We start from the raw sequence: 19,635 nt of genomic DNA, 5'->3' as shown, positions 1-19,635 counted from the left end.
CCGGGAGGCAGATCATCAGGTGGGTGATCGACCGTGTCTCCGATTTTTATGTATTCAGTCAAATTCTTATCTCAAATTAATTTTAATCCTGGTACATTGATGGCATGACCGAGGGGATGGGCCTGCGCGAGCGCAAGAAGATCGAGACCCGGCGGCGGCTGCTGGCGGCGGCCACGAGGCTCTTCTCCGAGCGCGGGTTCGACCAGGTCTCCGTCGCGGAGATCGCCGACGCGGCCGATGTGTCGAAGATGACCGTCTTCAACTACTTCGACAGCAAGGAAGACCTGGTCTTCGCGCCGTTGGAGGAGCACGTCGGCGACGCCGCCCAGGTCGTGCGGGACCGTGAGCCCGGCGAATCGGCGGTCGCGGCGCTGCGCCGGCAGTTCATCGAGGCCGTCGAGCGCCACGACCCGTCGGTGGGCATGGACGACTCCCCGGTGGTGCTCGGCATCGTGCGGCTCATCCTGGAGACGCCGGCCCTCCTCACCCGCGCCCACGCCTTCTTCGTCCGGACCCAGGAGCAGCTCACCGAGGCCCTGATCGAGGAGGGCGAGGAGCCGGCCCTCGCGCGCATCGTCGCCTCCCAGATGCTCGGCACCCGGAACGCGCTGCTCACCGAGAACCGCCGGCGCCTGCTGGCCGGTGAACCGGCCGCCGCGGTCGCCGCGGACGCGGTCGTCCTGGCCCACCGGGGCTTCGACCTGCTGGAGAAGGGCATCGGCGACTACGCGACCCGGCCCTGACCCGGAGGCCGGGGAAAGCGGGCGCCCTGTCAGCCGGTGCCCGAGCCATGAGCACCGGAACCTGAGTATCAGCATCGATGTCAGTGCCGCGTCGTAGGCTCCCGGCATGCCGCCCTCGCAGAAGCGCGCCCGGCGCTACGACCCGGTCAGGACCCGCACCGCGGTCCTCGCCCAGTTCGCGCATGTCCGGGACGCCGTACGCATGCTGACCCCGCAACAGCTCGCAGCGCCGAGCGGGCTGGGGGACTGGACGGTGCGCGAGCTCGCCGCCCACATCACCATGGCCCTCTCGCACGTCAGCCGGACGCTGGAGCTTCCCGCCCCGGCCCTGGCCAAACCCGAGGTCTCCCTCCTGGAGTGGCCGTTCACCACAGCGGCCCGCGCCCCCCGGATCGCGGACGACACCGCCGAGCGGGCCGCCGGCCACCCCGACCTGGACGCGCTGTACGCGGAGGTCGCCGCCCGCTTCGAGGAACTGGTCCCCGGGGAGCCCGAGGGCCGGCTGCTGGCCACCCGGGTCGGGGCGATGCGCCTCGGCGACTTCCTGGTCACCCGCACCGTGGAGCTGATCGTCCACACGTACGACCTCAACGCGGCGACCGGGCTCTCCGTCCCGTACGACCGGCAGGCGCTCGCCGCGTGCAGCCGGCTGCTCGCCGACGCGCTGGCCGAGAAGGCGCCCGGCGGTTCGGTCGAGGTCCGGGTGCCGCCGTTCGCCGTGGTGCAGTGCGTCCAGGGCCCGCGCCACACCCGGGGTACGCCGCCCAACGTCGTCGAGACCGACCCGCTCACCTGGATACGGCTGGCGACCGGGCGTACGGAGTGGGCGCGGGAGGTCGAAGCGGCGAAGGTCGCCGCGAGCGGCGAGCGGGCGGACCTGTCCGAGCTGCTGCCCCTGATGGGGTGACCCGGCGAACGGCCGTGCGGTCGCCCGGCCCGGAGGCCCCGCCGACGGGGTGACCCGGTGACCGGCCGTCTCTCCCGGCCGCCCACCGATGGCCCCGCGGGGGAACCGGATCCCCCGCGCCGACCGTCTCACCCCCATGCACATCCCCATCCAGGCACCCACGCAGCGCAATCGACTGGGCCTCGGCCTGCTGGCAGCCCTGCTCGCTCTCGTCGCCTGCGGTACGGAGCCGGCCGAGAGGAACGGGGCCGGCCCCTCCCGGTCCGCGTCCGCCGGCGGCACCGGCACCGCGCGGCCCGCCGCGTCCCTGACCGGCGTGCGCTGGAGCGTCGGCTCGGTGACGGCCGACGGGCGGCGCACGGACGCACCGGCCGGCGCGCACGTGGAGATCGACGCGAACGGGCGGGCGAGCGGCAGCTACGGCTGCAATCGGTTCACCGCGCGCGCCCGGCTCGACGGGCACACCCTCACCGTGGAGCCGGAGACGACCACCCAGATGGGCTGCCGGCCGGACGTCCAGCGCTTCGAGTCCCTGCTGGCCGGGGCCTTCAGCGGCAAGCTCACCGCGACCGTGGAGAAGAGGACCCTCACCCTGACCACGGCGGACGGCGACGCCATCGCGCTCACCGCCCGGCGCCCGGTCCCGCTCGCCGGCACCGACTGGCGGGTCACCACCCTGTCCTCCGGCTCCGCCGCCTCCTCCGTGCCCGGCGGTACGGAGGACAAGGCGCGGATCACCTTCGGCCGGGACGGTACGGTCCACGGCACCCTCGGCTGCAACACCTTCCGGGGCAAGGCGGAGGTGTCCGGCTCCACCATCGCCTTCGGCGCGCTCGCCGTCACCCGCAAGGTGTGCCCGGACCCGGAGACGCGGCTGGAGCGCGCCGTACGGGCGGTGCTCGACGGGACCACGACGACCTTCGGCATCGACCTGGGCACCCTGACCCTCACCACGAAGAGCGGTGAGCAGGGACTCGGTGCCCGGGCCGCGGGCCGGAACGGCTGACCGGACAGCCGGGGAGACCGCCCGGCAGGCCCCCGAGATGCCGCATACCGGACGGCGTCAGTGTGAGGCTCGCCACGAAACGACCGTTCGGGCTCCTCGCTCCCGGCCACCGTGTAGTGGTTCACGCAGTGCCACGAACCGGCCCGGAGACCCGGTGCGCAGGGTGGCCGGAACCTGCCGGTAACCCGCCGGTGATCCGGGCGTCGCCTGCCCTGTGGCGGTTGCCGCGCGTAGATTCGGGAAGGATCGCGGTCGCTGTGCGTGACCGCTTCGGGGGGCCCGGGAGCGTGCTCGGAGGGCGCTGAACCACTGGTCCGGCGGGGTATCCCCAATTCGGACCAGTGGTCGATCTCCCCTACACTCGATGGCGTGCCTCGTGGTGATGGACGACTCAACCACGACCTGCTCCCCGGAGAGAAGGGCCCCCAGGACGCTTGCGGCGTCTTCGGTGTCTGGGCTCCGGGCGAAGAGGTCGCCAAGCTCACCTATTTCGGACTGTATGCCCTGCAGCACCGTGGACAGGAGTCCGCGGGCATCGCAGTGAGCAACGGGTCCCAGATCCTGGTCTTCAAGGACATGGGACTGGTCTCGCAGGTCTTCGACGAAACTTCCCTGGGATCGCTCCAGGGCCATATCGCGGTCGGTCATGCCCGCTACTCCACCACCGGTGCCTCGGTGTGGGAGAACGCGCAGCCGACGTTCCGTGCGACCGCGCACGGCTCGATCGCCCTCGGTCACAACGGGAATCTGGTCAACACGGCCCAGCTCGCGGAGATGGTCGCCGACCTCCCGCGCAAGGACGGCCGTGCCACCCAGGTCGCCGCGACCAACGACACCGATCTGGTGACCGCGCTGCTCGCCGGCCAGACCGACGGGGACGGCAAGCCGCTCACCATCGAGGAGGCCGCCGCCAAGGTGCTTCCCGAGGTGCGGGGCGCCTTCTCTCTGGTCTTCATGGACGAGCACACGCTCTACGCCGCCCGTGACCCGCAGGGCATCCGCCCGCTGGTCCTCGGCCGCCTGGAGCGCGGCTGGGTCGTCGCGTCGGAGTCCGCCGCCCTCGACATCTGCGGCGCCAGCTTCGTCCGCGAGATCGAGCCGGGCGAAATGGTCGCCATCGACGAGAACGGGCTGCGTACCTCTCGATTCGCGGAAGCGAAGCCCAAGGGCTGTGTCTTCGAGTACGTCTACCTGGCCCGTCCCGACACCGACATCGCGGGCCGCAACGTCTATCTCTCCCGTGTGGAGATGGGCCGCAGGCTGGCCGCCGAGGCGCCCGTCGAGGCGGATCTGGTCATAGCGACCCCGGAGTCCGGCACTCCGGCCGCCATCGGTTACGCGGAGGCCAGCGGAATCCCGTTCGGCGCCGGCCTGGTGAAGAACGCCTATGTCGGCCGGACCTTCATCCAGCCGTCCCAGACGATCCGCCAGCTGGGCATCCGCCTCAAGCTGAACCCGCTCAAGGAAGTCATCAAGGGCAAGCGCCTGGTGGTCGTCGACGACTCGATCGTCCGCGGCAACACCCAGCGCGCACTGGTCCGGATGCTCCGCGAGGCAGGCGCCGCCGAGATCCACATCCGGATCTCGTCCCCGCCGGTGAAGTGGCCCTGCTTCTTCGGCATCGACTTCGCGACCCGCGCCGAGCTGATCGCCAACGGCATGTCCGTCGAGGAGATCGGCACCTCCATGGGCGCGGACTCGCTCGCGTACATCTCGCTCGACTCGATGATCGAGGCGACGACGATCGACAAGCCGAACCTGTGCCGCGCCTGCTTCGACGGCGAGTACCCGATGGAGCTCCCGGACCCGGAGCTGCTCGGCAAGCAGCTGCTGGAGACCGAGCTGGCGGCAGGCCCCGCGGCGACCGCGGCGGCCGACGCGCTGCGGCGTCCGTGACCCGGACCGCCCCGCAGCCTTTCCCCCAGCCCCGTACTTCCACACGAAAGATCCCAGGCAATGTCTGAGACAACAGGTGCTTCCTACGCGGCAGCGGGCGTCGACATCGAGGCCGGCGACCGCGCCGTCGAGCTGATGAAGGAGTGGGTGAAGAAGACGCAGCGCCCCGAGGTCGCAGGCCTCGGCGGCCTCGGCGGATTCGCCGGTCTCTTCGACGCCTCGGCGCTCAAGCGCTACGAGCGTCCGCTCCTGGCCTCCGCCACGGACGGCGTGGGCACCAAGGTCGACCTCGCCCGCCAGATGGGTGTGTACGACACCATCGGTCACGACCTCGTCGGCATGGTCGTCGACGACCTCGTCGTCTGCGGCGCCGAGCCGCTGTTCATGACCGACTACATCTGCGTCGGCAAGGTGCACCCCGAGCGTGTCGCGGCCATCGTCAAGGGCATCGCCGAAGGCTGTGTGCTGGCCGGCTGCGCCCTGGTCGGCGGCGAGACCGCCGAGCACCCGGGCCTGCTGGGCGCGGACGACTTCGACGTGGCCGGTGCGGGTACGGGCGTGGTCGAGGCCGACCGCCTGCTGGGCCCCGACCGCATCCGCGAGGGCGACGCCGTGATCGCCATGGCATCCTCCGGCCTTCACTCGAACGGGTACTCGCTCGTCCGCCACGTGGTCTTCGACCGGGCCGGCTGGACGCTGGACCGCCAGGTCGAGGAGTTCGGCCGGACCCTGGGCGAGGAACTGCTCGAGCCGACCCGGATCTACTCGCTGGACTGCCTCGCCCTCACCCGTACGACCGAGGTGCACGGCTTCAGCCACGTCACCGGCGGCGGCCTGGCCAACAACCTGGCCCGGGTCATCCCCGACCACCTGCACGCGACGGTGGACCGCTCCACGTGGACGCCGGGCGCCGTGTTCGACCTCGTCGGCAAGGCCGGCCAGGTCGAGCAGCTGGAGCTGGAGAAGACGCTCAACATGGGCGTCGGCATGATCGCGGTCGTCCCCGCCGACTCGGTCGACGCGGCGCTCACCACCCTGGCCGACCGGGGTGTCGACTCCTGGGTCGCCGGCGAGATCACCGCTCGCGGCGACCACGCGACGGGCGCCGAGCTGGTGGGCACGTACGCACGCTGAGCGGTTGCCGGCGGTCGCCGCCGCATCGCCGGAACACGCACGGGACACCGGTCGGGTTGATGGGCCCGGCCGGTCACCGGCGACCTCGTCCCTCCCGTGCCGGAACAGCACAAAACCCGGTCCGGAGCAGCTCCGGACCGGGATGATGTGTCAGCGCGAGGTCAAGCGCCGCGGCGCTTGGACGACGGACCGGACTGGTCGTTCTCGTCCTCGTCCTCGTCGTTGTTGTACAGATCCGCGTACTGTGCGTACGGGTCATCTTCCTCGTCGTCGTCCTCGAACGGCTCCGCGTTCGGTGGCTGACTCGAAGTCGATGCGCCCAGCTCATTGGCCAGACGTGACAGGTCTGTCCCGCCGGTGCTGTATTTCAGCTGGCGGGCGACCTTGGTCTGCTTGGCCTTTGCCCGGCCGCGCCCCATGGCTCGACCCCCTCGGTGACGGGGCTCGACGGCCCCAGAGTCTTGACACGCGTTCATGTTTCAGGACGGACTCTCGGCAGAGAGACCGCGCCTGTAGGGCTTTAACGGTACCTGCTTCCGCGGCCATACGGTACGCCGCCCGCATCACGCGCCCCGGAAGAGGACCCGCGAGACGCCCTGTCCTCGCTGGTCAACTGCGATTTTAACCTCTTATCGGCAGGCGACCCGCCGACCTGAGTGAGTCTTGTCTCGCCGGTCGGCGGGTCGCGGCCGTACGGAGGCCGGACGGGTCAGCGGCGGCGGGCCTCCGCCATCCGCTGCTCGGCGATCCGGTCGGCCGCGGCAGCCGGCGGAATACCGTCTTCCTTCGCACGTGCGAATATGGTCAGCGTGGTGTCGAAGATCTTCGCCGCCTTCGCCCTGCACCGGTCGAAGTCGAAGCCGTGCAGCTCGTCGGCGACCTGGATGACCCCGCCCGCGTTCACCACGTAGTCCGGCGCGTACAGGATCGCGCGGTCCGCGAGGTCCTTCTCGATGCCAGGATGCGCGAGCTGGTTGTTGGCCGCGCCGCACACCACCTTCGCGGTGAGCGCGGGCACGCTGTCGTCGTTGAGGGCGCCGCCCAGCGCGCACGGGGCGTAGATGTCCAGGCCCTCGGTGCGGATGAGCGCCTCGGTGTCCGCCGCCACGGCGACGTCGGGGTGCTTCTCGGTGATCCGGCGCACGGACTCCTCGCGCACGTCGGTGATCACGACCTCGGCGCCGTCCGCGAGCAGGTGCTCGACGAGGTGGTGGCCGACCTTGCCGACACCGGCGACCCCCACTTTCCGGCCACGCAGTGTCGGGTCGCCCCACAGGTGCTGGGCCGAGGCCCGCATGCCCTGGAAGACGCCGAAGGCGGTGAGCACGGAGGAGTCGCCGGCGCCACCGTTCTCGGGGGAGCGGCCAGTGGTCCAGCGGCACTCGCGGGCCACGACGTCCATGTCGGCGACGTAGGTGCCGACATCGCAGGCCGTCACGTAACGGCCGCCGAGCGAGGCCACGAACCGGCCGTAGGCCAGCAGCAGTTCCTCGCTCTTGATCCGCTCCGGGTCGCCGATGATGACGGCCTTGCCGCCACCGTGGTCGAGCCCGGCCAGGGCGTTCTTGTACGACATGCCGCGCGCGAGGTTCAGCGCGTCGGCGACGGCCTCGGCCTCGGAGGCGTAGGGGTAGAAGCGGGTGCCGCCGAGAGCGGGGCCCAGGGCGGTGGAGTGGAGGGCGATGACGGCCTTGAGGCCGCTGGCCCGGTCCTGGCAGAGGACGACTTGCTCGTGTCCGCCCTGGTCCGAGTGGAACAGGGTGTGCAGGACATCGACAGGCGCGCCGGTCACATCGGTCACTGTGGTGACTCCCAAGTACGAAGCGGCGGAAAGACCCTCCTGAAGGTGGGGAGGGCCCACCGGCCCGACCGCGTGGGACGGGTCCGGTGGGCAGAAGCGTAAGTCCTACCCCCACGTAGATCTGTTCCAGTGCCAAGGATGACCCCCCACCGGGCGACAGGCGTGACACGATCACCGCATGTCGGTGGTGTCTTCGGTGCTGGTTCCCTACGCGTCCTACCTCCGGGTGTACGAGCCACTGGCGGCCTTCCCGGAGGACGAGCGCGTCCACTGGACCCGTTACGCGGCCCGCGACCGGATTCCCACGGCGCAGGACGAACTGAGGCGCTCGCTGGCCGACTTGGCGGCGACTCCGCCCGCCGGTGTGCCCGTGCACGAGAGCGCCGACGCGTTCGTGGCCGAGGTGGACGGCGTGGTGTGCGTGTGCCCGTGGCGGACCCGGCTGCGCGGCTGGCTGGCCCTGGACGGGCTGGCGGAGCTGTTCCCCGGGCCGGTGCTCGACGCGGTGCTGCCGCCGGTGGTGCGCGGCCAGGCGCTGGCCGACCACGAGCGGTGGGCCGAGCGCAATCCGGACGCCCGGCCGTGGATCAGGACGGCGGTGTGGCAGGTTCCGGTGCGCTGGTTCGTGCTGTTCGCGGACGAGGAGCGGGAGCATGTGGTCGCCGGGCCGGACGGGGAGCCGCCGGTGCTCCGGTACCGGACGCCGATGGTCCAGGCGCGGCGCCGGCTGGCCAGATCGCTCAGGACGCTGCGGGAGACGATGGACGAGGGGCCGCTGACCGCGGGCCTGGTGGACATCGGGCGGTGGCTGGAGGAGTTCCACCCGCGCGCGCTCGTGGAGCTGGACTACGGCGGGCTGGTGCACGCGCTGCCGGAGCGGCACCTCGGCGACGACCGGAGCGCCGCCGACGTGGCGGAGGGCATCGCGGCGCTGCGGGCGGGGGACGCGGAGAGGGCGGCCGAGGCCTACACGCGTCTCGCGGAGCGCTGGAGGGCCGTGAGGGACCGTCAGTTCGCCAACTGACCGACGAGTCACCCTCGCCGAACGGTTCGTGAAGCCGTTTCGGATGTGACACGTGAGGGTGAAGGGACTGAAGCGTCCCAGGAGGCGGCGGGACCTACGTCCCGAACCGGGCCTTTGGCTCAACCGTGATGGATAGCACTTACGGGGCCCTTGCGCCCTTCCCTACCCCTCGTGCCAAAATAGGACAAGGAGTCCGGTGAGGACTCCATCCGTCCATGTATGGGCGGATTGCTCGGCATTGCACGCTATGAGGGGTCTGGTGACTCCTGATCGCTCTGTGACTGATCGTCACGGTGGTGTGACTGTCCGCTATGGCATGGTCCATCGGCTTTCCGTCGCTGATGAACACCTGGGAGGGCAATTCCATCGGTTTGGCCGACGTGGCTGGACGGATGGTGTAGTTGTAGTGCCGAGGACAAGCCGTTCGTCCTATAACCGACTCGGCCTGCGTCCGCCATTTCGGGCAACGTGGGTCAAGGTGCAGAATTTAGAGGAAAGAACCGAGATGGTTCGGTTCTCCCGAGGAGGCCGCTCATGACCGCTCGCACCCCTGATGCCGAGCCGCTGCTGACCCCGGCTGAGGTTGCCACGATGTTCCGCGTGGACCCGAAGACGGTTACCCGTTGGGCGAAGGCTGGCAAGCTCACGTCCATCCGCACGCTCGGTGGGCATCGCCGGTACCGCGAGGCAGAGGTCCGCGCACTGCTTGCGGGTATTCCGCAGCAGCGCAGCGAGGCCTGACATACCCCCTGTCACCCCGCCACGCCTGGGCTTTTGGGTCCCCCAACCCACTTGCCCACCCATAGCTCCATATGACGGGCGCCCGCCCCAACGGGCGCCGCACCTGTGCCGTACGGGTCATGTCATCCGATCGCGCTGGACTCCGCCGGGTCCAGCGCGATTTTTTTGTGCCCGCGCCGATCCTGCCCGCGCCCGCCCTCGCTCGGCCTCCGGAGGCGTTTGCGCAGCCCGGCGCGGAGGCCGGGGTGCTTTCCGGGGGGTGTCGGCGGGCGGGTCGGGGGTATCCGGACGACATCATTCCGGGAGGTGCAATTGCACATATTAAATTCGCTAGTTGTAGGAAGGGTGTAAGCTCCCCCCTTCTTAAAACTGATTCAGTGACACCCGTCACACTGCACGAGTGTTGCCAACTACGAGCCTGCCACTGCAAGGAAGCCGACGGCCCCGCCGAAGGTCATCTCGTGGGAGGACTTACGTCCCCGGCCGGCGTCGCCCCTGCGGCGGCTCGCCTGCGCCCCGGGGAGGCTCCGGGCGGGCCCGGACGGCCGTCTGCCGCCGCGGCGCTCCCAGGGGCCGCCAGGGGCTCCATGGCGAGCCGCAGCAGTCGGGCGCACACCGCGCAGTGCCGGGTCAGGTGGCGGTAGCCGGACGCGGCGGCCAGATGCGCGCGCAGCAGCGCGCGGACATCGTGCCGGGGCGCCCTCGCGCGGCCCTGCGCCAGCTCGCGGTACCCCTCGCCCGTGGATGCCCCCATCGCGCCACCTCCCGGTGGATGCGCGCCGCCCCGCTCCGGGAAATCCGGGGGCGGACCCTGGTTTCTGAGTACTCGTCGGCGGACACCGGAGTCAAGACGCGCGAAAGCCCGGATCCAGTGGATCCGGGCTTTCGTCACTGCGGTCCTGACGGGATTTGAACCCGCGGCCTCCACCTTGACAGGGTGGCGAGCACTCCTAACTGCTCCACAGGACCAGGTTTCGCTGCCTTCCTTGCGTCCGGCTGCGAAAACAGACTGTACAGGAGTTCAGGCGGTGCGGTCGAACTCACTCCTGGTGGCGGCGCCGTTACGGCCACCGCCTAGGGCGCGGCGGCGTCGATCGCCTTCACGATTCGCTTGTCCGACACGGGGAACGCGGTGCCCAGGGCGTGCGCGAAGTAGCTCACCCGCAGCTCCTCGATCATCCAGCGGATGTCCAGCACCTCCTGCGGGACGGGTCGGCCCTTCGGCAGCTGCTCCAGCAGCCAGGCGTACTCGTCCTGCATCTCGTGGACCTTCTCCATGCGCGTGGTGTCGCGCTGGGCGTTGGCCGGCATCTGCTGGAGCCTGCGGTCCTCGGCGACCAGGTAGCGCATCAGGTCGGGCAGCCTGCGCAGCCCGGTCGCGGTGACGAAGCCGGGAGGCATCAGGCGCGCCAGGTGGTCGCGTACGTCTGTGACGTTGTTGATCAGGACCAGGCTGTTGGTGGCCTTCAGCCGGCGCTCGCACGCCTGCCAGGCCGCCAGGATCTGCTGCACCTGGCCGATCGTGCGGACGGTCAGGTCCACCAGGTCCGCGCGCACCTTGTCGTACAGCGCCCGGAACGACGCCTCGTCCCAGGCGGGACCGCCGTGTGCCGCGATCAGCCGGTCGGCGGCCGCCGTCGCGCAGTCCTCGAACAGGGCCTGGACGGAGCCGTGCGGATTGCGGGACAGAGCCAGCTTCTGCTGGTTCGTCAGCTTGTCCGACGCGAACTTCGCCGGGTTCACCGGGATGTTCAGCAGGATCAGCTTCCGCGTCCCGCGCCACATCGCCTGCTGCTGCTCGGCCTCGGTGTCGAAGAGGCGTACGGCGACGGTCTCGCCCTGGTCCACCAGCGCCGGGTACGCCTTGACCGGCTGGCCGGCCCTGCGGGTCTCGAAGACCTTGTTCAGCGTGCCGATCGTCCAGTCCTTCAGGCCCGAACGCTCGAGGGACTCCCCGGAGGGCCCCGCGGTGGCCGCGGCGGCCTTGGAGAGGGCCTGACGGGCCTTCGGGCGCAGCTGGAGCTTCAGGGCCTCCAGGTCCTTGTCCTCGGCGACCCTGCGGCGGCGCTCGTCGACGATCCGGAAGGTGATCTTGAGGTGTTCCGGGACCCGGCTCAGGTCGAAGTCGTCCGCGGTGACCGGGACCCCGACCATCCGCTGCAGCTCACGGGCCAGCGTCGCCGGCAGCGGTTCCTGGAGGGGCACGGCCCGGTCCAGGAACTTGGCGGCGTAGTTCGGCGCGGGCACGTAGTGCCGGCGGATCGGCTTGGGAAGCGAGCGGATCAGTTCGGTGACGACCTCCTCGCGCAGGCCCGGGATCTGCCAGTCGAACCCCTCGGACGTGACCTGGTTCAGCACCTGGAGCGGAATGTGGACGGTCACCCCGTCGGCGTCCGCGCCCGGCTCGAACTGGTAGGTCACCCGGAACTTGAGCCTGCCCTGCCGCCAGGAGTCCGGGTAGTCGTCCTTGGTGACGGCCCCGGCCTTCTCGTTGATGAGCATCGAGCGCTCGAAGTCGAGCGCGTCCGGCTCGTCCCGCCGCTTGTGCTTCCACCACGAGTCGAAGTGCGCGCCGGAGACGATGTGCTCCGGGATGCGCCGGTCGTAGAAGTCGAACAGCGTCTCGTCGTCCACGAGGATGTCGCGACGCCGGGCGCGGTGCTCCAACTCCTCGACCTCGCCCAGCAGTTTGCGGTTGTCGTGGAAGAACTGGTGGTGCGTGCGCCAGTCGCCCTCGACCAGGGCGTTGCGGATGAAGAGGTCCCGGGAGGCCTCCTGGCCGATGCGGCCGAAATTGATCTTGCGCTGGGCGACGATCGGTACCCCGTACAGGGTGACCCGCTCGTACGCCATCACCGCGGCCTGGTCCTTCTCCCAGTGCGGCTCGCTGTAGGTGCGCTTCAGCAGGTGCTGGGCCAGTGGCTCGATCCACTCCGGCTCGACCCGGGCGTTGACCCGGGCCCACAGCCGGGACGTCTCCACCAGCTCCGCCGACATCACGAACCGCGGCTGCTTCTTGAACAGCGCCGAACCGGGGAAGATCGCGAACTTGGCGCTGCGGGCGCCCAGGTACTCGTTCTTCTCGGTGTCCTTCAGCCCGATGTGCGACAGCAGCCCGGCCAGCAGCGAGGTGTGCACCGCCTGCTCGGGCGCGTCCTCGTCATTGAGCGCGATGCCCATCTGCTTGGCGACCGTGCGCAGCTGGGCGTAGATGTCCTGCCACTCGCGGATGCGGAGGAAGTTCAGGTACTCCTGCTTGCACATCCGGCGGAAGCTGGAGGAGCCGCGCTCCTTCTGCTGCTCGCGGATGTAGCGCCACAGGTTCAGGAACGCCAGGAAGTCGGAGGTCTCGTCCTTGAACCGGGCGTGCTGCTGGTCGGCCTGCGTCTGCTTGTCGGAGGGCCGCTCGCGCGGGTCCTGGATGGAGAGCGCGGCGGCGATGACCATGACCTCGCGGACACAGCCGTTGCGGTCGGCCTCGACGACCATACGGGCGAGGCGCGGGTCCACCGGCAGCTGCGAGAGTTTGCGGCCGAGCGGGGTGAGCCGCTTCTTCGGATCCTTCTCCGCCGGGTCGAGCGCGCCCAGCTCCTGGAGGAGCTGCACGCCGTCGCGGATGTTGCGGTGGTCCGGCGGGTCGATGAAGGGGAACTTCTCGATGTCGCCGAGGCCGGCGGCGGTCATCTGGAGGATGACGGAGGCCAGGTTGGTGCGCAGGATCTCCGCGTCGGTGAACTCCGGGCGGGTCAGGAAGTCGTCCTCGGAGTACAGCCGGATGCAGATGCCGTCCGAGGTGCGGCCGCAGCGGCCCTTGCGCTGGTTGGCGCTGGCCTGTGAGATCCGCTCGATCGGCAGCCGCTGCACCTTGGTGCGGTGGCTGTAGCGGGAGATGCGGGCGGTGCCCGGGTCGATCACGTACTTGATGCCGGGGACGGTCAGCGAGGTCTCGGCGACGTTGGTCGCCAGAACGATCCTGCGGCCGGTGTGGCGCTGGAACACCCGGTGCTGTTCGGCGTGCGACAGGCGCGCGTAGAGGGGGAGCACCTCGGTGTTCCGCAGGTTCCGTTTGCCGAGCGCGTCGGCGGTGTCGCGGATCTCGCGCTCGCCGGAGAGGAAGACCAGGACGTCGCCGGGGCCCTCGCCCTGGAGCTCGTCGACGGCGTCGCAGATCGCGGTGATCTGGTCGCGGTCGGCGTCGTCGCCGTCCTCCTCGAGGAGCGGGCGGTAGCGCACCTCCACGGGGTACGTACGCCCGCTGACCTCGATGATCGGTGCGTCGCCGAAGTGGCGCGAGAAGCGTTCCGGGTCGATGGTCGCGGAGGTGACGACGACCTTGAGGTCGGGGCGCCTGGGCAGCAGCCGGGCCAGGTAGCCGAGCAGGAAGTCGATGTTCAGCGACCGCTCGTGGGCCTCGTCGATGATGATCGTGTCGTATGCCAGCAGCTCGCGGTCCGTCTGGATCTCCGCGAGCAGGATGCCGTCCGTCATCAGCTTGACGAAGGTCGCGTCCGGGTTGACCTGGTCGGTGAAGCGGACCTTCCAGCCGACCGCCTCGCCCAGCGGGGTCCGCAGCTCGTCGGCGATCCGCTCGGCCACCGTGCGCGCGGCGATCCGGCGCGGCTGGGTGTGCCCGATCATGCCCCGGACGCCCCGGCCCAGCTCCATACAGATCTTGGGGATCTGCGTGGTCTTGCCGGAGCCGGTCTCACCGGCGACGATCACGACCTGGTGGTCGCGTATCGCCTCCAGGATCGCGTCCTTCTTCTGGCTGACCGGAAGCTGTTCGGGGTAGGTGATGGCGGGCACCCGGCCGGCCCGCTGCGTGAGCCGTCCGGCGGCCTTGTCCGCCTGGGCGGCGATCTCGTCCAGCACGGCCTGCTGGGCCTCGGGCTTGCGGATGCGGCGGGCGCCTTCGAGGCGGCGGCCGAGCCGGTTCGCGTCGCGGAGCGAGAGCTGCGCGAGCCGGGACTGGAGATCGGCGAAGGAAGTAGACATACGGATCCCAGGATCTCACCCGGGCCGGAGGAAGGGCGAACCCATTTCGGGCGGTCCCTCGCGGAGCCCGGTACGGCGAAGACCCCGTCCGGTGGACGGGGCCTTCGGGTGGTGGCTGGGGCCGGGATCGAACCGGCGACCTATCGCTTTTCAGGCGATCGCTCGTACCAACTGAGCTACCCAGCCACGCAGCTCACAAGGGCTGCAGCGGTCCTGACGGGATTTGAACCCGCGGCCTCCACCTTGACAGGGTGGCGAGCACTCCTAACTGCTCCACAGGACCAAGCGTTGTGCGACTAAGTGTCGCACAGGTTTTGCGTGCCCCCAACGGGATTCGAACCCGTGCTACCGCCTTGAAAGGGCGGCGTCCTGGGCCACTAGACGATGAGGGCAGAACTGCTCTTACAGCTTGCTTCTGCGTCTGTTGCCCGAAGGGAACGTGAGAAGCGTGACTTCGCTTCCCCCTGAAGGTTCCGCTTCTTCTTCCACCCCGGAGGGTTTCGGAACGGTCAAGCCCTGACCGGCGCCCTTGGGCACGTCGGAGACTGTACTACGGCGTTTCCATGTCAGCCAAACCGAATAGGGGAGGGCGTCGCGTCGGGGCGGCCGTCCTCCGGCAGATGGCGGCTGACCTCGGCCGTCGTCAGCCCGAGACCGCCCAGGGTGATCTCGTCCCAGGCCTGCAGCCGGCGGGTGGAGCGGTCCAGATAGAGCACCGAGGCGAGCACCTGCTCCGGCTTCTCGTTCTGCACGGCCCGCAGTCCGCCGCCGCCCGTGGAGCCCTCGACCATCAGCCGGGTGCCGTCCTTCAGGACCTCGTCGTGCCGGTGGTGCACATGGCCGGCCAGGGCCAGCGGGACCTCGCCGTCCGTCTCCTCGGCCGCCTCCGGCTCATGGGCCACGGCGATGTCGACGGGGGTGCCGGACCGCCGCTGCTCGCGCAGGGCGGCGGCGAGCGTGCGGCCGGCCACGCTCTCGACGCCCTCGGCCTGTTCGGGGCCCGTCCGGTCCGGGGTGAACTGCGGGTCCCCGGTCCCGGCGATCCGCAGCCCGCCGACGGTCACCGCCCGGCCCTGGTCCAGGACGTGCGCGTTCTTGAAGCGCTTCTTGTCCGACAGGTACTTCTGCGTCACCGCCGAGTCGTGGTTCCCGCGCACCCAGACGTAGGGGGCGCCGAGGTCGGCGATCGGGTCCAGGAAGCTGTTCTCGACGGCGGTGCCGTGGTCCATCGTGTCGCCGGAGTCGATGATCACGTCGATGTCGTACTGCTCGACGAGCGAGCCGATGATGTGCCAGGCGGCCGGGTTCAGGTGGATGTCGGAGACGTGCAGGACGCGCAGGGTCGCCGGGTCCGGGCTGTAGACGGGGAGCGTCGAGGTGGCGTCGTACAGCTTGGTGACGTTGGTGACCAGCCGGGCCAGTTCCTGCTGGTAGACGTCGAAGTCCGTGACGATCGAGCGGGCGTCGCCGACGACGGACGGGGCGCTGGAGAGCAGCCCGGAGAACTTGGGTTCCAGCACCGACTTCGGGTTCCAGGTGGCGTACACGCCGACGCCGGACGCGGCCAGCAGGGTGAGGGCCAGGCCCCCGGCGGCCAGGGCCCGGCGCGGCCTGCGGTAGACCGCGAGGCCCAGCGCGGTGGCCCCGGTCACGACCGCCACGCAGGAGCGCAGGGCCAGCTCGCGGGTGCCGGCGGCGACGTCCGTGGTGACCTCGTCCTCCAGTCCGGCCAGCCGCTCGGGGTGCTGGACCAGGGCCTGGGAGCGGACCGGGTCGAGCCGGTCCACGTCGACGTCGAGGCGGACCGGGGCGTGGTGCGATTCCAGCTCCAGGGCGCCGAGCGGTGAGACGTCGATCCTGGTGCCGCCGCTGAGCGAGGGCCGCAGGGTCATCGTCGTGTCCATCGGCCCCACCGCCGTACGGACGCTGCCGACCGCCAGCAGCCCGAGCCAGGCCCCGAACAGCAGGACGCCGACCAGGCCGAGCGCCCGCGCGAACGGCCGGGGCGCGGCGAAGGGCCCGCCGGGGGCGGGGCGGGGCAGCGGGCGGCGGCGGAAGGGGAGACGGGCGCGGGCCATTCGGTGCCTGTGCCCCGGTGCCGGGCCGGGTATGCCCCCGGTGGGGGCCGGGCAGGGGCGTGGCCGTACGGGGTACGCGTCCGGTGGCCGTACGGGACAATGGCGGGGTGCTGGAGATGACGCGGGAAGCGTTCGAGGAACTGGTCGCCGAGGCACTGGACCGGATTCCGCCGGAGCTGACCCGGCTGATGGACAACGTCGCGGTCTTCGTCGAGGACGAACCGGAATCCGATGATCCGGAACTGCTCGGGCTGTACGAGGGCACGCCGCTGACCGAGCGCGGTGAGTGGTACGCGGGCGTGCTGCCGGACCGGATCACCATCTACCGGGGGCCGACGCTGCGGATGTGCGAGACGCGCGAGGACGTGGTGGCGGAGACCGAGATCACCGTCGTCCACGAGATCGCCCACCACTTCGGCATCGACGACGAGAGGCTGCACGCGCTCGGATACGGCTGACCCGGCGGTCGGCGGCGGGTGAACGAGGTGTGCGGGCCGGCCCGGCGGGCGTGTCCCGGGCGGGGTGCCGGGAGTTGGGCACAGCGCACCCGGCTCGTTCATGTCAGGCCCCGTCCCTCCTCGCGCCCCCGGAGGTGCCCCCGTGCACCAGTTCTCCGCCCCCGTCCGCTGGGCAGCCGTCACCGCTGTGACGCTCGCCGCGTCCACCGGCTGCATGAGTGTCGGCTCCGACGGCGCGGAACCGGCGCCCTCGCGGTCCGCCGAGCCGAAGGGCGCCGCGGTCGAGCCGAACGGCTCCACGGTGACGGGTGCCGGCCCCTCCCGGGTCGGCGGCGCCGGGGCGCAGCCGCAGCGCCGGAGCGCCGGTCCGAGGCCCTCCGCGTCGCCGTCGGCGAGCAGTCCGGCCGCCGGCGAGCCCGGGGCCGGCCGGGGCGAGGGCGGGGGTGAGGGCCGGGCCGTCCGGCCCTCCGTGCCGGCGGCCTCGTCCGAGCCCGGTGTGCCCGAGCAGCCAAAACCCCCGGCTCCGGCCGAGCCGGACCCCGTACCGGACCCGGAGGACACGCCCCCGTCGCCGGACCCGCCGGACCCGCCGGACTCGCCGGAGCCTTCGGCGCCCGCTCCGTCGACGCCGTCGGCGTCTCCGGCCGCTCGGTTCCGTATCGATGCCATGGGGTGGCCGGAGGGGGCGGAGACGTTGCGGAAACCGGAGGCGTCACCGCAGGCGGGACCGGTCTGACGGGGTGGCCGAGGAGAGGCGGTTTGCGCAATGTGGGGGAGAGTGCGTATGGTAGTAGATCGCTTGATCCCATTGCCCGGCGCCGACACAGAAGAGCGCCGTGTGGCGCGTACTCTCCCTTGCCGTGGCTGGACCGCATTGAGGCGGTCGACATTGCGAAATCACGGAGTTATGGGCGCGTGCCGAGACTCCGGAAGGTTTCGCATTTCGCATGTCAATTTCCAGTTCTGACCACACCGTCATGCCCGAGAACGTCGAGAACGACGAGCTCACCGCGGTCGTCGAGGCCGTCGTGGCCGAGTCCGCCGAGTCCGCCGAGGCGGAGACCGAGCCGACCATCACCTTCGCCGAGCTGGGCCTGCCCGAGGGCATCGTCCGCAAGCTCGCGCAGAACGGTGTGACCACGCCCTTCCCGATCCAGGCGGCGACCATCCCGGACGCCCTGGCCGGCAAGGACATCCTCGGCCGCGGCCGTACCGGCTCCGGCAAGACCCTCTCCTTCGGTCTGCCGACCCTGTCCGCGCTGGCGGACGGCTACACCGAGAAGAAGAAACCCCGCGCGATCATCCTCACCCCGACCCGTGAGCTCGCGATGCAGGTCGCGGACGCGCTGCAGCCGTACGGCGACGTGCTCGGCCTGAAGATGAAGGTCGTCTGCGGCGGTACGTCGATGGGCAACCAGATCTACGCCCTGGAGCGCGGCGTCGACGTCCTCGTCGCCACCCCGGGCCGACTGCGCGACATCATCAACCGCGGCGCCTGCTCGCTGGAGAACGTCCAGGTCGCCGTCCTCGACGAGGCCGACCAGATGTCCGACCTGGGCTTCCTGCCCGAGGTCACCGAGCTGCTGGACCAGATCCCCGAGGGCGGCCAGCGCATGCTCTTCTCCGCCACCATGGAGAACGAGATCGGCACCCTGGTCAAGCGCTACCTGACCAACCCGGTCACCCACGAGGTCGACTCCGCCCAGGGCAACGTCTCGACCATGTCCCACCACGTCCTCGTCGTGAAGCCGAAGGACAAGGCGCCGGTCACCTCCGCCATCGCCGCCCGCAAGGGCCGCACCATCATCTTCGTCCGCACCCAGCTGGGCGCCGACCGCATCGCCGAGCAGCTCGTCGACGCGGGCGTCAAGGCGGACGCGCTGCACGGCGGCATGACCCAGGGCGCGCGCACCCGTGTCCTGGAGGACTTCAAGAAGGGCTACGTCAACGCGCTCGTCGCGACCGACGTCGCCGCGCGCGGTATCCACGTCGACGGCATCGACCTGGTCCTGAACGTGGACCCGGCCGGTGACCACAAGGACTACCTGCACCGCTCGGGCCGTACCGCCCGTGCCGGCAAGTCCGGTGTCGTCGTCTCGCTGGCCCTGCCGCACCAGCGCCGCCAGATCTTCCGCCTGATGGAGGACGCGGGCGTCGACGCCTCGCGCCACATCGTCCAGGGCGCGGGCGTCTTCGAGCCGGAGGTCGCCGAGATCACCGGCGCCCGCTCGCTCACCGAGGTCCAGGCCGACTCCGCGAACAACGCCGCGAAGCAGGCCGAGCGCGAGGCCGCCGAGCTGACCAAGCAGCTGGAGCGCGCCCAGCGCCGCGCCGTCGAGCTCCGCGAGGAGGCCGACCGCCTGGTGGCCCGTGCCGCCCGTGAGCGCGGCGAGGACCCCGAGGCCGCCGTGGCCGAGGTCACCGCCGAGGCCGAGGCCGCCCTCGCGGCAGCCGCCTCCGTGCCGGAGCAGCCGGCCGTGCGCGAGGAGCGCCGCGACGAGCGGGGCAACTACGAGCGCCGTGACAACCGTGGTGGCTACCGGGGCAACGACCGTCGTGACGACCGCTTCGGCGAGCGCTCCGGCCGTCCCGCGGGCCAGAGCGGCTACCGGGGCAGCAACGACCGCCCCTCGTTCCGTAGCAGCAGCGACCGTCGTGACGACCGTCCGTCCGGTGGCTTCCGCTCCGGTGGGGACCGTCGTGACGACCGTGGTGGCCGTTCCTTCGAGCGCCGCGACGACCGCCCGTCCTTCAACCGCGACCGTCGTGACGACCGTCCGTCCGGTGGCTTCCGCTCCGGTGGGGACCGTCGTGACGACCGTGGTGGCCGTTCCTTCGAGCGCCGCGACGAC

General features: G+C 70.6%; 15 protein-coding genes and 4 tRNA genes. 10 read left to right on the top strand and 9 right to left on the bottom strand.

Annotated elements, in window-relative coordinates:
* The first annotated feature begins 104 nt into the window (after window positions 1-104).
* From ABZ564_RS03955 to purM, 5 genes are all read left to right on the top strand, one after another.
* Complete coding sequence (locus tag ABZ564_RS03955; protein WP_360848993.1) at window positions 105-743, top strand: helix-turn-helix domain-containing protein; 639 nt, start codon at window positions 105-107, stop codon at window positions 741-743.
* Between the two features lie 106 nt (window positions 744-849).
* Entirely contained in the window at window positions 850-1,650 is an 801-nt protein-coding gene (locus ABZ564_RS03950) for a sterol carrier family protein (protein ID WP_360848990.1), read from the top strand.
* A 136-nt stretch (window positions 1,651-1,786) separates the two neighbouring features.
* A complete protein-coding gene (locus ABZ564_RS03945; protein WP_360848987.1) occupies window positions 1,787-2,656 on the top strand; it encodes an META domain-containing protein in 870 nt (289 codons plus the stop codon).
* 369 nt (window positions 2,657-3,025) lie between these two features.
* Window positions 3,026-4,552 (top strand): amidophosphoribosyltransferase, encoded by a 1,527-nt coding sequence (purF, locus tag ABZ564_RS03940; RefSeq protein WP_360848984.1) that lies wholly within the window; start codon window positions 3,026-3,028, stop codon window positions 4,550-4,552.
* Between the two features lie 60 nt (window positions 4,553-4,612).
* Window positions 4,613-5,686 (top strand): phosphoribosylformylglycinamidine cyclo-ligase, encoded by a 1,074-nt coding sequence (gene purM / locus ABZ564_RS03935; protein ID WP_360848981.1) that lies wholly within the window; start codon window positions 4,613-4,615, stop codon window positions 5,684-5,686.
* 161 nt (window positions 5,687-5,847) lie between these two features.
* On the opposite strand, the gene ABZ564_RS03930 is transcribed toward purM, so the two are convergent.
* A complete protein-coding gene (locus ABZ564_RS03930; protein WP_164638621.1) occupies window positions 5,848-6,105 on the bottom strand; it encodes a DUF3073 domain-containing protein in 258 nt (85 codons plus the stop codon).
* Between the two features lie 290 nt (window positions 6,106-6,395).
* On the bottom strand, window positions 6,396-7,487 hold the full coding sequence (locus tag ABZ564_RS03925; protein WP_360848978.1) for a Glu/Leu/Phe/Val dehydrogenase dimerization domain-containing protein: 1,092 nt from the start codon (window positions 7,485-7,487) through the stop codon (window positions 6,396-6,398).
* 178 nt (window positions 7,488-7,665) lie between these two features.
* On the opposite strand from ABZ564_RS03925, the gene ABZ564_RS03920 reads away from it, so the two are divergent.
* Both ABZ564_RS03920 and bldC read left to right on the top strand, forming a co-directional pair.
* The gene (locus ABZ564_RS03920; RefSeq protein WP_360848975.1) at window positions 7,666-8,511 is read left to right on the top strand and encodes a hypothetical protein; all 846 of its coding nucleotides are present in this window, start codon (window positions 7,666-7,668) and stop codon (window positions 8,509-8,511) included.
* 534 nt (window positions 8,512-9,045) lie between these two features.
* Entirely contained in the window at window positions 9,046-9,252 is a 207-nt protein-coding gene (bldC, locus tag ABZ564_RS03915; RefSeq protein ID WP_003949541.1) for a developmental transcriptional regulator BldC, read from the top strand.
* A gap of 454 nt (window positions 9,253-9,706) precedes the next feature.
* On the opposite strand, the gene ABZ564_RS03910 is transcribed toward bldC, so the two are convergent.
* The 7 genes from ABZ564_RS03910 to ABZ564_RS03880 form a co-directional block, all read right to left on the bottom strand.
* The gene (locus ABZ564_RS03910) at window positions 9,707-10,006 is read right to left on the bottom strand and encodes a DUF6274 family protein (protein WP_360848972.1); all 300 of its coding nucleotides are present in this window, start codon (window positions 10,004-10,006) and stop codon (window positions 9,707-9,709) included.
* A 140-nt stretch (window positions 10,007-10,146) separates the two neighbouring features.
* Window positions 10,147-10,221, bottom strand: a tRNA-Asp gene (locus ABZ564_RS03905).
* Window positions 10,222-10,326: 105 nt separating this feature from the next.
* Window positions 10,327-14,247, bottom strand: coding sequence for an ATP-dependent RNA helicase HrpA (gene hrpA / locus ABZ564_RS03900; RefSeq protein WP_360848969.1), 3,921 nt, complete (start codon window positions 14,245-14,247; stop codon window positions 10,327-10,329).
* A 109-nt stretch (window positions 14,248-14,356) separates the two neighbouring features.
* A tRNA-Phe gene (locus ABZ564_RS03895) sits at window positions 14,357-14,433 on the bottom strand.
* A gap of 22 nt (window positions 14,434-14,455) precedes the next feature.
* A tRNA-Asp gene (locus ABZ564_RS03890) sits at window positions 14,456-14,530 on the bottom strand.
* 36 nt (window positions 14,531-14,566) lie between these two features.
* A tRNA-Glu gene (locus ABZ564_RS03885) sits at window positions 14,567-14,639 on the bottom strand.
* A gap of 174 nt (window positions 14,640-14,813) precedes the next feature.
* Window positions 14,814-16,325 carry a metallophosphoesterase gene (locus ABZ564_RS03880; protein WP_360848966.1) on the bottom strand — a complete coding sequence of 504 codons (1,512 nt, stop codon included), beginning with the start codon at window positions 16,323-16,325 and terminating at the stop codon, window positions 14,814-14,816.
* 107 nt (window positions 16,326-16,432) lie between these two features.
* On the opposite strand from ABZ564_RS03880, the gene ABZ564_RS03875 reads away from it, so the two are divergent.
* The 3 genes from ABZ564_RS03875 to ABZ564_RS03865 form a co-directional block, all read left to right on the top strand.
* Entirely contained in the window at window positions 16,433-16,783 is a 351-nt protein-coding gene (locus ABZ564_RS03875; RefSeq protein WP_018101725.1) for a metallopeptidase family protein, read from the top strand.
* Between the two features lie 142 nt (window positions 16,784-16,925).
* Window positions 16,926-17,519 carry a hypothetical protein gene (locus tag ABZ564_RS03870; RefSeq protein ID WP_360848963.1) on the top strand — a complete coding sequence of 198 codons (594 nt, stop codon included), beginning with the start codon at window positions 16,926-16,928 and terminating at the stop codon, window positions 17,517-17,519.
* A gap of 241 nt (window positions 17,520-17,760) precedes the next feature.
* The coding region (locus ABZ564_RS03865; RefSeq protein ID WP_360848960.1) for a DEAD/DEAH box helicase at window positions 17,761-19,635 on the top strand (1,875 nt) is incomplete at its 3' end.

Source organism: Streptomyces sp. NPDC019224 (assembly GCF_040632605.1).
GTDB lineage: Bacteria > Actinomycetota > Actinomycetes > Streptomycetales > Streptomycetaceae > Streptomyces.
Note: the sequence above shows the minus strand (reverse complement) of the source record. Positions and strands in the feature narration are given on the sequence as shown.

Coding starts and splice junctions, on each gene's coding strand:
- hrpA (WP_360848969.1), bottom strand. CDS start 14,247: ATGTCTACTTCCTTCGCCGATCTCCAGTCCCGGCTCGCGCAGCTCTCG.
- purM (WP_360848981.1), top strand. CDS start 4,613: ATGTCTGAGACAACAGGTGCTTCCTACGCGGCAGCGGGCGTCGACATC.
- ABZ564_RS03880 (WP_360848966.1), bottom strand. CDS start 16,325: ATGGCCCGCGCCCGTCTCCCCTTCCGCCGCCGCCCGCTGCCCCGCCCC.
- ABZ564_RS03930 (WP_164638621.1), bottom strand. CDS start 6,105: ATGGGGCGCGGCCGGGCAAAGGCCAAGCAGACCAAGGTCGCCCGCCAG.
- bldC (WP_003949541.1), top strand. CDS start 9,046: ATGACCGCTCGCACCCCTGATGCCGAGCCGCTGCTGACCCCGGCTGAG.
- ABZ564_RS03945 (WP_360848987.1), top strand. CDS start 1,787: ATGCACATCCCCATCCAGGCACCCACGCAGCGCAATCGACTGGGCCTC.
- ABZ564_RS03955 (WP_360848993.1), top strand. CDS start 105: ATGACCGAGGGGATGGGCCTGCGCGAGCGCAAGAAGATCGAGACCCGG.
- ABZ564_RS03950 (WP_360848990.1), top strand. CDS start 850: ATGCCGCCCTCGCAGAAGCGCGCCCGGCGCTACGACCCGGTCAGGACC.
- ABZ564_RS03910 (WP_360848972.1), bottom strand. CDS start 10,006: ATGGGGGCATCCACGGGCGAGGGGTACCGCGAGCTGGCGCAGGGCCGC.
- ABZ564_RS03920 (WP_360848975.1), top strand. CDS start 7,666: ATGTCGGTGGTGTCTTCGGTGCTGGTTCCCTACGCGTCCTACCTCCGG.